Source organism: Candidatus Methanoperedens nitratireducens, assembly GCF_000685155.1.
In the GTDB taxonomy this organism is placed as follows: Archaea; Halobacteriota; Methanosarcinia; order Methanosarcinales; family Methanoperedenaceae; genus Methanoperedens; species Methanoperedens nitratireducens.
This window is the reverse complement of record NZ_JMIY01000001.1, coordinates 357,276-373,558: the sequence shown is the minus strand read 5'-3', so window position 1 is coordinate 373,558 and position 16,283 is coordinate 357,276. Positions and strand designations below refer to the sequence as shown.

The window sequence follows — 16,283 nt, the reverse complement described above, 5'->3', positions numbered from 1 at the left end:
ACGGAATATCAGAGTGGGGATTATGTATGCAAGAATTAGAACTGCTAAAAGAAAATATATTAAATACAGAGTTTCTCTTGTTACTGTCCGACCAGAAAAAGGCAGATTAACGGGTCTATTAAATAAGCTCTTACTAACTCCCATCACCATATATAGAGCTTTAATGGATTTTAAGCTTTTCTAATATGCAATATACTTAATAAAAATATTATATTATTTTAAAATATACAGAACAATTACAGACGTCCAGAGAACACCACATACCATCAATGAGGGGAATATTCATATAGATGAAAATAGAAACAACAATAGGACTATGGTATAAGGGGGGCATATGTTTAATAAATTTCTTAGATTATTACGGGATTCTGCAGATCTGGAGAGGGCAATAATCATTACTATATTGGCAGGAATAATCATTGCTGCAGTACTTGTTATAGAGGGGAGGGAAGAAAATTTTTCCTCTCTTTACATATACCCTGATTCTTATACAAACTACCCGGTGAACGATACTATATCTTTTACATACGGGGTTAAGTCCTATGAAAAAGAAAGGACTGGTTACGATTTTGAGGTATTCATAGATGACCAGCCTGTTGATAAAAAACATTTTGAGATAAACCCGGGGGATACGCATGAAGAGAATGAGACTCTCAAAATACCGGATATAGAGCTTCCCGCAAAGGTAAACCTGGTACTGAAATCACCTTTTAACACCTATGCTGTACACTACTGGCTCTTGCGGCCGCAGGATACCCTGCTACCTGCAGAAACACCAGTAGTAGCTCCTGTGACTCCTGCAGCTCCTGCTGTGACCTCTGTAACCCCTGCTATGACCTCTGTAACTCCTGTTATGACCTCTATAACCCCTGCCGTGACTCCTGTAACCCCTGCTGTGACTTCTGTAATGACTCCAGTGATTACCCCATCATCTGCTATTACCCCTGCTGGAACTGCAGTCTATGCTCCAACCTCTGTACCTGTTCTGATCGATACCAGAAGGGGATTCATGCCAGAAGAGGTATCAATAAAGGCTGGAGATTCGGTTAAATGGGTAAATTACGACATAGGAGAGAGTGAATTCACGCTTACGAGCAAAGAGGACCTTTTTACCGTGGTTCTTAAAGAGGGTAAGAGGTTTGAATACCAGTTCAATACCCCAGGCACCTATACCTTCTCTATAAAGGAGAGACCACGTATGAAGGGAGTGGTCAGGGTGGAGTGATACCCTGCTGGTATATCAAATGTGCAAATTTTGCTGCCGCTTAAGGTGTGTTTAAGTTTTTAGCACCTTCTCCAGCATCTCAAATCTTTTCACTGCAAGTTCCTTACCTGCTATGCGCCTTATTATGGCGCGCCCTGTATCGAATACTATTATCTTCTCAACTGGCGGGTTTGTCAGTATGAGCATCTCGTTATCAGGTGTCGCCTGTACCCCATCGAAGTGTTTTTTAAGTTCTTCGATCGCCTGTGAGGTTATATTTATACTTTCAAATTCGGCCTCACCGCTAAATAAATCCTCATCATCTTTGGTGAAACATGGCTCAATAGTAATGATCTTCATTGTCAAAAGATCTCCTCGATTTTATCCATAAGCGCTATTGCTATCTCATGTTTGGTGCCGCTAACTCGCTTTACGCCTTCATCGATAATATAGACATCGTTTCCCTCTGTCCCCATCCCCCCGGAGGATACATCGTTAGCCACAACCATGTCAAGCCCTGCTGATTCCATTGATTCGCGTCCTCGTTTTATCAGTTCATCTGCTGTAACACCGGTCTCTGCTTTAAAACCGATGATCCTGAGTTCGGGATATCTCAGGCGTGCTTCCTTTATGAGTTTGGGTGCAGGCCTTAAGGTGAGGGTGATCTCTTTGTCTGACTTTATCTTACTCCTTGAAGATGTAAGCGTGAAATCAGAGATAGCGGCAGCACTGATCAGAAGCTCGTATCCTTTACTTAATTCCTCAAGCACGGTATCTGTCATTTCCTGTGCGCTCTGGATATTGAATTCACGTATTCCCCTGATACCTGTTCTGCCTCTATGCACAAGGGTTACATCAGCCCCCTTCCTGAAAGCCTCAAGCGCAAGCTCGATCCCTGTTCTACCCGATGCGCGGTTGGTAAGTATCCGTATAGGGTCTATCGCCTCTGCTGTCGCACCTCCTGTAATAAGTATGCGTTTACCTGATAATGTCTTTCCTCCGAGTATTCTCTCAACCCTAAGCACGATCTCATCCTCCCCTGCTATCTTGGCAGCGCCCTCTTCCATTACAGGCATGATGAACTCGACCCCGAGTTCTCTGAGTTTCTTGATGTTCTCGGCAACTATCGGATGGTCGTACATGGATTCGTGCATTGCAGGAACAACCATAACAGGAACACCTGAGCCAAAGGCTGTTGTGGCAAATGTCGTAACAGATGTATCATCGATACCGTGCGCAAGCTTTCCAATCGTATTTGCAGTACACGGCGCTATCAGCAGAAGATGCGCCCTGCCGTTTATGCCGCAGAACTCCACATGCTCGACATCGCCTGTTATCTCTGTGATCACGCGCTTCCCTGTGGCATAGCGCATCGCCTCAGGATGGATGATTCCCATGGCTGCATGTGTCATTACAGCATGCACATCTGCTCCATGCCTCCCCAGTTCCCTTGCAAGCTCAACGCACCGGACGGCTGCGATACTGCCTGTGATGCCAAGGACAATGGTCTTTCCTTCAAGGGACTTTGATGACCGGGTGATTCGTGAGATCATTTTCTACTACTTATCTGCTACTTAAGATAATTTATAGTATGCATCACCCGTACAGGCTCTACAGTAAACCCCACCGTTCTTCCTGACAGCCGATCTCTCAGGTATTGACTCGCTGCATCTTGAGCATCTGGTTATGGGTGAGCTCTCAAAATTCTGGTCTCTATAGATCTCAACATCCTGAACTAAAAAATATTTCTCATCCATCTCCAGCAACTGCGTACCCAGTTCATCTTCTTCTGCGTGCGAGAGTTTCCCAAGGCGCATCATCCATCTGTTCATAAGCGGGGAGAGCCTGCTCGCATCCTCCCGAAGCGCCACACGCACGCCTTTTCTGGTCCTGGTGTCTCCTATGGTAAGGGCAAGTTTACCATAGTCCTCAACACAGGCATTCCCGTGTCCAAGGGTGCAGCCTGTTGCCGCCTGCATGGCATCTGCAAGGCAGCGTGCGGTCTCGGATACCCCGATAAGATACTTATCTCCCTTTTTCGTATTCAATCTCAAAAGCGCAATCTCACTCATCCTGAGCCCGAGAGCAATGCCAGGCGCAAGATGACCGTGCAGCGCAGTAGCAAGATCAACCGTTTTTTTATCCATATTCTACCTCAACTGAAAAGATATACCTTAACCTGTTCGCCTTTTTCAATATCTCTGTCTGTTATAACATACCCATCTACGATCGTTGAGCGTGGAGAGGCAGAGATGATCGCTGTTTTGTACTCCTTATCAAACAGCTTCATCTCTGAGCCATCATATCCCATGGTGTTTGCTGTGTTTTTTGTTTTTGATATTTTAACGAACAGGATATAATTAAAGCCTCTCTCCTGCAGTACAACGTCCTCATTTATCGTAATCTCGCTCGTTGCCCTGGGTATATCCGTGAAATAACTGCGCACCACCATCTCAAGCGCAGCAAACGCTCCTGTGGGTTTTCCTGGAAGGGCAAACACAGGCGTATCATTCAATATTCCGACAGCTATTGGTTTTCCTGGTCTGATGGCTACCCTGTGGAACATAAGTTCTCCTGCCTCTGCTATGATATCCGCAACATAATCTCTCTCCCCAACCGAGACTCCGCCTGTAGTGAATACTGTATCGTATCTACCTGCTGAATCTAGCAGCAGTTCTTTTGTTCTATCATATTCATCAGGTACAGTGCCTATAAATGTGGATTCGCAGCCCAGTTCCTTCATGAATCCATGTATCAGCATAGCATTGGTATTTTTGATCATGCCGTTATGAATCTCTGTGCCTGTGGATATTATGCCGGCTCTTATTTTTTTGTATACAGGGACTTTTTCGATACCAAGGCTGTACAGGAGCGCTGCGCTCTGTGGCATGATGCGGTGGTTCTTCTCAAAAATCTTATCTCCCGCACTGTAATCCGAGCCTGCGCGGAATACGTTTTCCCATCTCTTCAGGCTTTTGCCGTAAAGTAGATCATCCTTTATCCTTGCATCCTCGATTTTTAACACGGCATCTGCACCGCGCGGAAGGAATGCACCTGTTGCTATTGAGATCGCCTCACCACGGTTCATATTTACTATTCTATCGCCTGCATATGCACTTCCTGATATTCTCAGAGGATAACCATCATCGCTGCGAACCGCAAACCCATCCATTGCAGCTATATCGAGTTCAGGCGATATGGAATTTGCAAAAATAGTTTCACTGAGTTCTCTGCCTACCGAGTCATTGAGATCTACCTGTCCAGCCTCACGCCTGAAGTAGAATATATCCTTTAACTCTTTTATTTTTTCTAACGCCTCACTCAGGGCTATCTGTGAGTTCATGGTATCGTTTTTTTGGGTGCTACGTTCTTGTAATAAGGCTCTCTTAGTTCTACTATCCTTTTAAGCTTTTCACGTATCTCCTCTACAGTGGCTTTTTCGCTGATATCTACCAGGTTATCATTCCTCATCAGGCAGGGTTTAAGCTTGCCACTTGAAGTTACACGCAGCCTGTTGCAGCTTGCGCAGAATTTTGAATTATCTATTGGTCTTACGAGTTCGACCTCAACTCCGTCTATTAGATATTTTTTCCTTCTATGCATCTGGCGTTCCTTAGTAAAAACAGATCTCGATTCCAGCATTCTCTCTACGCTGTCTATATCAACCATAAATTGACTGATGTTTTTAAAATTCATGAGTTCGATCAACTGCAGGATCACATCTCCATCAAACCTGGCTGCAAAATTTATAGCCCCATCGATCTCAGACTCGTTGATCCCTCTCAATAGCACCATATTAAGTTTTATAGGGGTTAATCCTGCATCTATTGCAGCATTGATCCCATCGATTACTTTAGGAAGTGCATGTGGATTTCCTGTTATTGTCCTGTGGTGCTCCTTATTCAGTGAGGGGAGGCTTATGTTCACACGATCAAGACCGCTATCTGCAAGAGATGCTGCCCGCTGTGAGAGTAGCACGCCGTTTGTAGTGGCCGATATATCCTTTAATTCAGGTAATGCCACTATTATATCCTCAAAATCGCTTCTCATTAACGGCTCGCCTCCCGAGAATTTTACCTTCCTTACACCGAATTCGGTTGCAGATGTTACTATTTTGACTATTGTATCGAGTGCTATCTCCCGATTAGAACTATCGCTCTCACCTTCCTGGTGACAGTAGATGCAGTTTAGATTACACTTTTTCGTTATCGAGATGCGTAGACTTGTAACAGCCCTGCCGTAATGGTCTGTAAGCATACTATTCTTAAATGTAAGCATGGTACTCATAAACATTTGTCTCACATGCGACGAGGAGGGAATGGTTGATAGACCATTCCTTTACTATCCTTTAAAAGTTTTAAGGATTGAATAAAATTTCAATAAATTCCTATAAAATTGAATTCTAGTTAAATATTTATACTCCTGACGTATAATAACAATAAAAAAATCTGAGAAATGGATAGTTGAGTTACAGGAAAAATGGAGGCTTATAATGGCTTTCGAACTAAAAATGAATAGAAGAGGTTTTTTAAAAGTTGCAGGTATAGCGGGCGCAGCGTCGCTTGGCTACCTGAGTCTTGATCAGCCGGTCATTAAGGCCCTTGCCCAGGGCACATATGCTGCCAGTGAAGAGAAATGGGTAGCTACAGGGTGCGTGGGCTGTGTGGGCTGGTGTCCACTTCAGGTAAGAGTGGCAAATGGCAGAGCAGTGAAGATAAGAGGGAATCAAAATTCTGTATGGACAAGAGGCAAGGTATGTCCCAGGGCTCATTTGAATCTACAGATGCTCTATGATCCTGACAGGATTAAAACACCACTTAAGAGAACTAATCCGAATAAAGGAAGGGATCAAGATCCAGGGTGGGAGGCGATAACCTGGGAGGAAGCGCTCAGTACAATTACGCTCAAGCTCAGGGAACTGAGGGATAAAGGTACGCCAGAGAGGTTCGTGTCCCTGCGCGGAAGATACGACTCAGCTTCTGCGGATCTATTATATTCAAGGTTTACAAAGGCATACGGAACCCCTAACAGTGTCTCCCACTCAGCTATCTGTGCTGAATCCACCAAGGCCGGAAGGTGGATGTCTATGGGTGACTACGACTACTCGGGTTATGACTGGTATAACGCTAACTACATTATCAGCTTTGGTGCTCCTCTGCTTGAGGCACACAGACCTGTCACCGGCAATATAGTCGCATTCGGCGAGGTTCGAAGAGGTGGAAAAGCAAGGGCTAATTTTGTGATGGTCGATCCCAGATACTCGGTAACAGCATCAAAGGCCGATGAGTGGATACCTGTAAATCCCGGAACAGATGCCGCTTTTGCCCTTGGAATGGCGCACGTTATACTCACAGAGGGTCTGTGGGACAGGAGCTTTGTAGGAGACTTTAATGAGAACTCACCCGTAAAGGGATTCGAGACTGGAAAAGCAATATCTGAAGACTACACGACAGAAGCGGGGGAGAAGGAGGAGACCTTTAAAGAGGCCTCCACATACGGACTTATCAAATGGTGGAATGTATATCTAAAGGATTTTACACCTGAAATAGCCGCGCAGAAGACCACAGTGCCGGCAGAGACCATAAAAAGATTGGCAAGGGAATTTGCAAAAGCTAAACCATCAATAGCAGCAAGTGGCAGGGGCAGTGATGCATGGCCGGGAAGTGGCTCATTTAACTCATATGCGGTTATGTCCCTCAACGCGCTCTCAGGCAGTATAGAGAAGGTGGTCAACCACAGACCGAGTGTGAAGTATTCAGAAGAAGCGGTCAAGCTTGAGCAGGATGAGGTCGCAGAGGAAGGAACAAAAAAGCAGAAGATAGACGAGTCCAAGACAAAGAAATTTCCCTTTGCAAGCGTGGTCACGAACAATGTAGCAGATAATATACTGAGAGATTATCCATATCCTGTAGAGGTTATACTTGCATGGTGGAGCAACTTCGCCCACTCAACTCCAGGTTCTAAACGCTGGGAAGATGTGTTCAAAAAAGTACCTTTCGTGGTGCATCATACAACGCATATAAGCGATACCAGTATATACGCAGACATACTCCTGCCTGCAAAGACCTACATAGAGAAATGGGGATACGGTCATCCTGCAGGTACAGCAGGGCTCTCAAGAGGAACAACGTTATTCCAGCCTGCGGTTGCGCCTCTGTATGATTGCAAGAGCGAACTTGAGCTCGGGCTGGAACTTGGAAAAAGGCTTGGCGAATATTACCCGAGCATAAATAAGTCCTTTGAAGGTATAGGCGGAAACTACGGCGATACTGCTGAAGGCTATGTCAGAGCAAGAACCGAGGAGCAGTGGAACGCGTTTCCTGGAGGCTGGGATGAGTTCAGGCAAAAAGGCGCAACAAACCATTCCTATAAGCCAAAGACGGAGTTTTCAACCCCGTCCAAGAAGTTCGAGTTCTATTCAAGCACCCTTAAAGCTACGTTTGAGAAGCTCAATATGACGGATGAGGATCTGGATAAGATACAGATCAAGGCCAGAGGCGATGTTGTATATGTGCCGCATTTTGAGAACCCCATATTCATAGGCGATAAGGGAACCTACCCGCTGTCATTGATAACCTACAAGCCCATGCTGAACCAGGAGGGCAGGAGCCATAATTCTCAGTGGGCACAGGAGATCTATCTGCCGCTGTATGATACCGGCTGGACAAACCTTGCAGAGATAAATCCCGAAACAGCAGAGAAATTCGGTATAAAGGACGGGGATACCATATACGTGGAGTCTGAGGTCGGGAAGATAAGAGCAAGGGCAAAGGTATTCCACGGGATACACCCTGAGGTGGTTTCCATGGCATACGGGCAGGGGCATTTCTCCTACGGCAAATTTGCAAAGAACAGAGGAGCTAATCCCAATGCGATCACGGGTGTTATGTACGACCACATCACAGGCATGGCTGCATTTTTCAACACCAGGGTTAAAATAGAGAAGGCGTGAGGTGAGTTATGGTAAGATATGCAATGGTAATTGATCTGGATAAATGTGTTGGATGCCAGGCATGCGTGATAGCATGCAAGGCAGAGAACAGCGTTGCATCCTCAACACCTGATGAATATGCAAAGAAACGACTGACAAGGTGGAACAGGGTGATAACAGTATATAAAGAGGGCAAATACCCGAATGTAAGCGCAAGCATAATGCCCATCTTATGCAACCACTGCGAGAACCCCCCATGCGTAAAAGTATGTCCTGTGGGTGCCACCTATAAAAGAGAGGATGGCGGCATGGTGCTTCAGAGATACGAGCGCTGCATAGGATGCAAATACTGCATGATCGCATGTCCATATGGACAGAGGTTCTTTAATTTCACAGAGCAGCCTGAACTTGAGTATCATAATCCTGACGTTCCAGGAAGAGATGCCGGGATCGTTGAAAAATGCACGTTCTGCGTGCACAGGCTGGATAAAGCAATCGCTGAGGGTAAGAAAATAGGCTCGCCTGACGGTGTTGTACCAGCATGCACCGAGGCATGTCCTGCCGGGACAAGAACATTCGGGGATCTTGATGATCCCGATAGTGAGGTCTCAAAACTGCTTGCAAGCAGGAGAAATTATCAACTAAGGGCTGATCTCGGCACAGAACCACATATATATTATCTTGATTAGGAGATAAAATATGGCATACAAGAATATAGAATATAATAAAATTGAAGGGAAATCCATAGTATACTACGGATTGATTATACTATTCGGGCTGTTTATAGTAACAGGTGTATTTGAATTTTTCAAAACACTGCAGACAGGACAGGTGGATCTGGGAGTAAGCGATCGTGTGCCGTGGGGGATGCCTATTGTCATGATAGAATTCCTGAAAGGAATAAGCGCAGGTCTGCTGCTGTTTTCGACGCTTGGATATGTGTTTGGTAAAAATGAATACAGGTCAATTTCAAGGATAGCAGCTTTTCTTGCTATTGTAGTGCTTATAGGTGCCATGGCTATGATATTAGGTGAGCTTGGCAAGCCTCTGAGATTTATAAACGTTTTCATATACGGACCTGCATATCTTAATTCAGTATTTGCTTTGAACTCTTTCCTGTACTCTGGCTTTATCGTGGTAGCAATAGCTTACTTATGGTCGATACTCGGTGAGAGAACACAGCTTGCCAGATACCTTGGAACAGCCTGTATTGTACTGTCGGTGGCGGTTATCGCTGCAGGAGGTTCGATATTCGGCTTTATGATTGGAAGAGAACTCTGGTACTCTCCCTTCCTTCCAGTATTGTTTATAACCGGAGCCCTGGTTTCAGGTGTCTCGATGCTAATACTGATATTGATAGCAACCACAAAGCTTGAAAGCAAACCAATCGATGAAAAAATAATAACAGGATTTGGAAAATATCTGCTGTCCTTCCTGCTTATACTGGCATTCTTTGCACTGATAGAAGCTTTCACAAGAATGTATGGGAACGAGGGAGGCGGGGAGGGCTTGAAGTTCTTCCTGACCGGACCCTATAGCTCTGTTTTCTGGGTAGTGTATGTACTGCTTGGCATAGCAATACCGATCGGAATACTGCTATCAGGGGCAGGTAAGAAACTTTATGGTGTTGTGGCTGCTTCTTTCCTTGCAATGATAGGAATCCTTGCCGAGAAATACACCCTTATAATAACAGGACAGGACCTGGTTCAGCAGCAGGTGGCGGGAAGAGCCATTATGGGGTTCGAAGGGATGCCTGCCGTCTATTCAGTCTCGGCAGCAGAGCTTTCCATTATTCTTGGAGTGATTGGAGGAATAGGGATCCTATATCTGGTAGGGTTGAGGATGTTTAAACTCCTCCCCTCCCGGACTTAATTTTTATGAACAAAGAGTTTTATAAGATTTATAGTCTCATTTTCCACAGGCCAGATAGGGAATTTGCCAGATATTTAAGAGATGGCTTCATAGAGGACATAGGGTTCCTGGACAGTGATGCAGTCACTGGATTCTCCGAATTCATGGAGGAAACAAAAGAGAAAAGCGATGAGGAATTTTATAACCTGATTGCGGTTGAATACACCAGGCTTTTTATTAATGCGATCCCGAATGTGCCCTGTCCTCCGTATGAATCAGTATATAGAGAGGGTACTGTAATGGGAGATTCTACTCTGGATGTGCTTGCCTGCTATAATAAGGCAGGATTAAAGATTACTAATAATTTTCATGATCTGCCAGACCATATAGCAGTGGAGCTTGAATTTCTTTATTATCTCGCTGATACAGGAAATACCGAGATGCATGATTCCTTCATGCAAAAGCACTTTTCAAAATGGTTTCCTGAATTCTGCAAGCGAGTTGAGGAAAATGATAGAACAGGATTTTACAGGCATGCATGCACAGTATTAGGAAATCTAATTTCGTAAACAGCATAACCTGCTGGAGAGGGCCTTTCTTAAAAACCATATTTCTTGAAGAAAAAAATTTATCTCACATGGGTTATAAGGAGGCATATAAATGATAAAAACGGTCTTAATTATCATATTATTTCTACTCGCACCTGGACTTGTAGGCTGCATAGAAAAAGAAGATGCAAAAAAGGTAAGCTTTGAGGAGAAAATAGAGTTTTCACCTGTGGCAGAAAATGAATCTATCAGGATAGGCGTAGCTGCGATAGTTTCTCCTGAGAAAACTTTTGTTAACTATCAGGAGATCTTCGATTATATCTCAGAGAAAATAGGAAGACCCGTAAAACTTGTGCAGAGAAAAACGTACTATGAGATGAACGAACTTGTGAAAACAGGCTATGTTAGCGCAGCATTTATCTGCAGTACTGCATACGTAGAAGGCCATGACAGCTCCGGGATGGAGCTTCTTGTTATTCCTGTCGTTAATGGAAAGACTGTTTATTACTCCTACACAATCGTTGCTACAGATAGCGATATAGAAAACTTTGAGCAGCTCAGAGGAAGATCTTTCGCGTTCTCCGATCCTCTCTCTAACTCAGGATATTTAGTCCCTGCCTATTATCTGGTTATGATTAACGAAACTCCTGACTCCTTCTTCAAGTCTTACATCTTTACTTACAGTCACGACAGATCAATTGAGGTTGTTGCAGAGAAGCTCGTAGATGCAGCAAACGTGGACAGCCTTATATGGGATTATGCAAACGCTACAGATCCAAAATTCACATCAAAAACAAAAATAATAAAGAAATCACAGCAGTATGGTATGTCCCCGGTAGTGGTTCCCAAAGATCTGGATCCAGAGTTGAAGAATAAACTCAGAGAGGTCCTCCTGCGCATGCACGAGGATGAGAAAGGAAGAGCAATACTCTCCAGGATCATGATAGATAAATTTATTCTGGGAGATGATGCTGATTATAATTCAATTCGAGAGATGCGTGCCAGAGTAGAAGCTTATGGAAAGTAGAATAGCTCTTAGCCTGAGAGCCAAGTTCATCATACCGATAATCGGGATAATCTTATTACTGGGCGCAGTCACCACGATATTCGTTCACTCAACTTTAACTTCGACGCTTACCCGGGAGCTTCAGGAAAGGGGCACAGTTATAAGTAAGAACCTGGCTGCGAACAGCATAGATGCCATACTTACCGACAATGTTGTTGAACTCAGGCGTCTGATATTTGATGCCAAGGAGGCTGAGAAAGACATAGCCTATGTGTATATCCTGGATTCAAAGAAGGATATTATAGTGCATACCTTTGAGGATGGATTTCCAAAGGCACTGCTTGAACTGCATAGTTCTGGCGACATACGTCTGCTCGAAACAGAAGAGGGGTTTATACGCAGCATTGCAACTCCAGTACTTGATGGAAAGGCAGGCTTTGTTTACGTCGGCATATCAGAAAGTTCAATAAGAGAAAAAATAGCAGATATTACGAAGACGCTATTCATTCTCACCTTTATTGCCATAGGCGCTGGTATCCTTCTGGCTTATTTTACAGTAAACCTGATAACAAAACCTATCTATGTACTTACTAAAGGTGCTGAGGAAATAGGCAAGGGCAACTTTGACACAAGAATAAACATTTCCACAGAAGATGAGGTTGCAATCCTTGCAGATGCCTTCAACAAGATGATCATTGAGTTAAAAAAAAGTATGGTTCGATTAATCCAGTCAGAAAAGCTTGCTTCCATAGGAATGCTTGCAGCAGGAGTAGCGCATGAGATAAATAACCCCCTGACCAATATTTTACTGAGTGCTGAATCACTGCTGCGCAAGCGAACAGATGAGAACACTTTAAAGCAGAAGCTGGAGGAGATAATTTCTGAAGTTGAGCATGCCAGAATAATAACAAGGAATCTAAGTGAGTTTTCCAGGCAGGTGGAGCCAGAGATCAAAGAGATGGATATAAAAGAAATACTGGAGAGAATCCTGGGCATAATACGCATTAAAAATATCAGGGTGGAAAGGGATATTCAGTCAGTTATCCTGGAGGGAGACCCTTCCCAGCTCCAGCAGGTATTTTTGAACATAATCATTAATGCAGTGCAGGCGATGCCAAAGGGAGGCAGACTCAGCGTTTCTGCAGGAGAGGCCAACGGCTTCGTTGAAGTAAGTATTTCAGATACAGGCGTTGGAATTCCGGAAGAAAGTCTTGGAAAGATATTCGATCCATTCTTCACAACAAAAAAAGTTGGAGAAGGCACGGGTCTGGGTCTGTCAATATGCCTGGGAATAGTGGAGAAGCACGAAGGAGAAATAAAGGTAAATAGTAAAGTAGGAGAAGGAAGTACATTTACAGTGAGGCTTCCTGTTGATAGATATGGTAAACATTCTGATAGTTGATGACGACCCACGGATTTGCAGGAATCTGTCAGAGATTTTGATAGACGAGGGTTACTCAGTTGAGACTGCCACTTCTCGAGAGGTGGCTCTTAAGCTTCTCAAAAACAAGAGATTTGATATGGCTATAGTAGACCTTATTATGCCTGATATGAACGGGATGGAGCTGCTCTATGAGCTGCGCAAAAGTGATCCGAATACACAGGTTATAATGATAACTGCCTTCGGCACGATTGAAAATGCAGTTGCAGCTATGAAAATGGGGGCAGCAGATTATATCACAAAGCCTTTCAAAACAAACGAAATACAGACTGCGGTGAAACGAACGCTTGAGGAAATCAAATTTAACATTACAGATATTGCAAAATCTGTTGAGAGTGAAAAATTGCTCAGTGCTCTCAACAGTTCGATCCGCAGAGGAATACTGCTGTATCTTAGCAAGGGAAAATTTACCTTATCCGAGATACTAAGAGCGGTGGAAATGGATGACCTGTCGAAGTTAAGCTTCCATATCCAGAAGCTAAAATCGTGTGAATTAGTAGAGCAGGACGAAAGCAAAAAGTATTTCCTGACTGGCGGTGGTAAAAAAGCACTGAATATCCTGCTGCAGATGGAATCTCAGTTATGAGAAAAATATATTAAGTTAAATAAAGAATTTAAAAACTAACCTGTATGTACCCTGAAAAAAGTATTATTCTGATGTCGATGCTCCTGTTAGTCTTAACCTTGAGCGGGTGTTTGAATACCGAAGAAGCTGCAAGGGTCGATCTCTCAAATAGAACTATTGATGCTGGTGATAATTCAGATACAGAGAGCATAAGGATTGCTGTCTCCGCAATAATTTCCCCTGAGGAGACGCTGGTCTATTATCAGGATATGCTCGATTATATCTCCGAGAAAACGGGTGTTCCGGTCAAACTTGTCCAGCGCAAGACCTATCAGGAGGTAAATGACCTTATCCGCAGGAACAGTGTGGATGCAGCTTTCGTTTGCAGTCTGGCATATGTAGAGGGGTACGATCAGTTCGGCATGGAACTCCTTGTAGTGCCCGTAATGAGAGGAGAAACTTATTATTACTCATATATAATAGTTCCAAAAGACAGCGATGTTAACAACCTGAAGGAGCTTAAAGGCAAAACTTTTGCCTTTTCAGATCCGTTATCCAATTCAGGGAAACTATCACCTGAATATATATTAGCGCAGATGGGTGAAAATTCAGAGACTTTTTTCAGGCTAACGTTTTTCACCTACAGTCACGATAAATCCATTGAGGCGGTAGCAGAGAGGATGGTTGATGGTGCTGCTGTGGATAGTCTGGTCTGGGACTATAAAGACACCACTGATCCGAAGTTCACTTCAAGAACCAGGATTATCAATAAATCCCGGCCATACGGAATTCCCCCTGTGGTAGTCTCAAAGGATATAGACCCTGAACTTAAAGAGAGGCTAAAGACGATTCTTCTTCAAATGCATGAGGATGAAAAAGGCAAAGAGATCCTGAACAATATCATGATAGACAGATTCTCAGAAGCGAACGACAGCCTCTATGACTCTATAAGGGAGATGAAAAAGGTAGTCAAAGATGTTAAAGGATACAGTAATTAAAATAAATAATTTTATAGGGGGGGGACTGGTAAGAAAATTCGTTGTCTGGATAGTCGTTATTATAATGCTCCTCGGTGCTCTGACCACGATCTTCGTGCAAATAAGCCTTACCAGTACATTATCCGAGGAACTTCATGAGAGAGGGATGGCTATATCAAGGAACCTGGCTGCAAGCAGTACTGAGCCTTTATTGATCGAGGATACGGTGAGCCTCAACCGGCTTATTGGGAATATCAAGAAGACAGAGAAGGATGTTGAGTATATATTCATAACTGATGCAAAGGGTAAAGTGCTGGTGCATACTTTTAATGCTGGCTTTCCAGGTGAACTCCTTACTGCTCATACTGAAACCAGCAGTAGCTCCAGGCTTCTTGACACCGGTGATGGCTATGTTATTGATTTTAAAGCTCCGATACTGAATGGCAGGGCGGGATTTGTCCATATTGGACTGGATGAGACATCCCTGAACGAGAAGATAACCCAGACAAGTCGTATTATAATGATGCTCACATTTATAGTAGGGGCACTGGGCGTTTTCATGGCATATATAGCTGGAGATTATTTAACAAGACCGATACGCGCTCTGGTAAAAGGAGCCGAAGAAATCGGCAGGGGGAACCTTGGATATCAGATAGAGACTGAGTCTACTGATGAGATCCATATCCTTTCAAAAGCATTCAACCAGATGTCACATAACCTGAATAACAGTATAAACGAACTTCGTACTTCAGAGGAGAGATACAAAAAACTTGTTGATGGTATAAGCGATGCAGTGATATTGATAGATTCACAAAAAAATATTCTCTCGTGGAACAGTGCAGCACAGGAGATATTCGACTATAGTTTTGAAGAAGTTGTTGGTAAGAGCATAAATATGCTGTACTCTCCCTTCAAAGGTATAGTTACTGATAACATGGGAGAGATTCTTGATGGTGAAGGCGTTTTCATTAAAAAGAATGGCATGCTCTTTCCGGGCGTTGTGAGCAGCAGACCCCTGCAGGAGGGTGCGGATGTGGGTAGAGTAGTTGTTATCAGAGATATCACACACCAGAAAGAAATGAAAAAGCTTGAGAAACAGCTCTTGCAATCCGACAGGCTTGCTACTATAGGTCAACTGGCTGCAGGCGTGGCCCACGAGATCAATAATCCCCTTGCTAATATATCCCTGTATGCACAGATGCTCCTTAAGAAAACAGAGGATGAGAATGCTAAAAGCAAGCTAAAAACCATTGATGATGAGGCAAACAGGGCGGCACATATCGTTCAGGGATTGCTTGAATTTGCGCGCCGATCAGAACTCAAATTAAATCCAATAGATATAAATATTGAGATAGATAAAGTACTGAGCATCCTGAACCATCAGTTCAATGATATCAAGGTTACAACTCTCCTTGAGCCTCTACCCCTTATCTATGCTGATAGCGGGCAGATCCGACAGGTCATCATAGATATACTGACAAATTCAATACAGGCTATTACAAAAAACGGAGAAATAATGATCAGAACTACAGCAAATCATGATCATATAGAGATCAGTATATCTGATAACGGCTACGGCATACCCAGGGAAAATATGGACAAAATATTTGACCCATTTTTTACAACCAAGGAGCCGGGTGAAGGGACAGGCCTTGGACTCTCGATCTGTTACGGGATCATAAACCGCCACAATGGCACAATCGACGTGCGAAGTGAAGTCGGGATAGGAACAACATTTACAATAAAATTACCGGTATGAT

Annotated in this window: 15 protein-coding genes; 10 read left to right on the top strand and 5 right to left on the bottom strand. The window is 43.7% G+C overall.

Annotation, left to right across the window (positions count from 1 at the left end):
* The first annotated feature begins 334 nt into the window (after positions 1 to 334).
* Positions 335 to 1,225 (top strand): cupredoxin domain-containing protein, encoded by an 891-nt coding sequence (locus ANME2D_RS01945; RefSeq protein WP_048088698.1) that lies wholly within the window; start codon positions 335 to 337, stop codon positions 1,223 to 1,225.
* A gap of 51 nt (positions 1,226 to 1,276) precedes the next feature.
* Here the strand turns inward: ANME2D_RS01945 and ANME2D_RS01940 are convergent, their stop codons facing one another.
* From ANME2D_RS01940 to moaA, 5 genes are read right to left on the bottom strand one after another with little or no spacing between them, the layout of a single operon-like run.
* The gene (locus tag ANME2D_RS01940) at positions 1,277 to 1,564 is read right to left on the bottom strand and encodes a hypothetical protein (RefSeq protein ID WP_048088696.1); all 288 of its coding nucleotides are present in this window, start codon (positions 1,562 to 1,564) and stop codon (positions 1,277 to 1,279) included.
* 2 nt (positions 1,565 to 1,566) lie between these two features.
* On the bottom strand, positions 1,567 to 2,757 hold the full coding sequence (gene coaBC, locus ANME2D_RS01935) for a bifunctional phosphopantothenoylcysteine decarboxylase/phosphopantothenate--cysteine ligase CoaBC (protein WP_048088695.1): 1,191 nt from the start codon (positions 2,755 to 2,757) through the stop codon (positions 1,567 to 1,569).
* 21 nt (positions 2,758 to 2,778) lie between these two features.
* Positions 2,779 to 3,351 (bottom strand): FmdE family protein, encoded by a 573-nt coding sequence (locus ANME2D_RS01930; RefSeq protein ID WP_052368514.1) that lies wholly within the window; start codon positions 3,349 to 3,351, stop codon positions 2,779 to 2,781.
* Positions 3,352 to 3,359: 8 nt separating this feature from the next.
* Complete coding sequence (locus ANME2D_RS01925) at positions 3,360 to 4,547, bottom strand: molybdopterin molybdotransferase MoeA (RefSeq protein ID WP_052368513.1); 1,188 nt, start codon at positions 4,545 to 4,547, stop codon at positions 3,360 to 3,362.
* Complete coding sequence (moaA, locus tag ANME2D_RS01920) at positions 4,544 to 5,497, bottom strand: GTP 3',8-cyclase MoaA (protein WP_394295686.1); 954 nt, start codon at positions 5,495 to 5,497, stop codon at positions 4,544 to 4,546. The genes ANME2D_RS01925 and moaA overlap by 4 nt, the downstream gene beginning before the upstream one ends.
* A 199-nt stretch (positions 5,498 to 5,696) precedes the next feature.
* Here moaA and ANME2D_RS01915 point away from each other — a divergent pair, with 199 nt between their 5' ends.
* The 9 genes from ANME2D_RS01915 (at position 5,697) to ANME2D_RS01875 (ending at position 16,282) form a co-directional block, all read left to right on the top strand.
* Positions 5,697 to 8,156 carry a molybdopterin-containing oxidoreductase family protein gene (locus ANME2D_RS01915; RefSeq protein WP_048088693.1) on the top strand — a complete coding sequence of 820 codons (2,460 nt, stop codon included), beginning with the start codon at positions 5,697 to 5,699 and terminating at the stop codon, positions 8,154 to 8,156.
* A gap of 8 nt (positions 8,157 to 8,164) precedes the next feature.
* Positions 8,165 to 8,824 (top strand): sulfate reduction electron transfer complex DsrMKJOP subunit DsrO, encoded by a 660-nt coding sequence (gene dsrO / locus ANME2D_RS01910; protein ID WP_048088691.1) that lies wholly within the window; start codon positions 8,165 to 8,167, stop codon positions 8,822 to 8,824.
* Positions 8,825 to 8,834: 10 nt separating this feature from the next.
* Positions 8,835 to 10,007: an NrfD/PsrC family molybdoenzyme membrane anchor subunit gene (gene nrfD, locus ANME2D_RS01905; protein WP_048088689.1), complete on the top strand. Its 1,173-nt coding sequence runs from the start codon at positions 8,835 to 8,837 to the stop codon at positions 10,005 to 10,007.
* Positions 10,008 to 10,012: 5 nt separating this feature from the next.
* The gene (locus ANME2D_RS01900) at positions 10,013 to 10,555 is read left to right on the top strand and encodes a TorD/DmsD family molecular chaperone (RefSeq protein WP_052368512.1); all 543 of its coding nucleotides are present in this window, start codon (positions 10,013 to 10,015) and stop codon (positions 10,553 to 10,555) included.
* Between the two features lie 91 nt (positions 10,556 to 10,646).
* Positions 10,647 to 11,561, top strand: a complete 915-nt coding sequence (locus ANME2D_RS01895) for a substrate-binding domain-containing protein (protein ID WP_048088687.1) — start codon at positions 10,647 to 10,649, stop codon at positions 11,559 to 11,561.
* Entirely contained in the window at positions 11,551 to 12,942 is a 1,392-nt protein-coding gene (locus ANME2D_RS16655; protein WP_052368511.1) for an ATP-binding protein, read from the top strand. Before ANME2D_RS01895 ends, ANME2D_RS16655 begins: the two co-directional genes overlap by 11 nt.
* Complete coding sequence (locus tag ANME2D_RS01885) at positions 12,920 to 13,567, top strand: response regulator (RefSeq protein ID WP_157833899.1); 648 nt, start codon at positions 12,920 to 12,922, stop codon at positions 13,565 to 13,567. The genes ANME2D_RS16655 and ANME2D_RS01885 overlap by 23 nt, the downstream gene beginning before the upstream one ends.
* A 44-nt stretch (positions 13,568 to 13,611) precedes the next feature.
* Complete coding sequence (locus tag ANME2D_RS01880; RefSeq protein WP_048088683.1) at positions 13,612 to 14,544, top strand: substrate-binding domain-containing protein; 933 nt, start codon at positions 13,612 to 13,614, stop codon at positions 14,542 to 14,544.
* Positions 14,522 to 16,282, top strand: coding sequence for a HAMP domain-containing histidine kinase (locus ANME2D_RS01875; RefSeq protein WP_048088681.1), 1,761 nt, complete (start codon positions 14,522 to 14,524; stop codon positions 16,280 to 16,282). The genes ANME2D_RS01880 and ANME2D_RS01875 overlap by 23 nt, the downstream gene beginning before the upstream one ends.
* The last annotated feature ends 1 nt before the right edge of the window (position 16,283 follow it).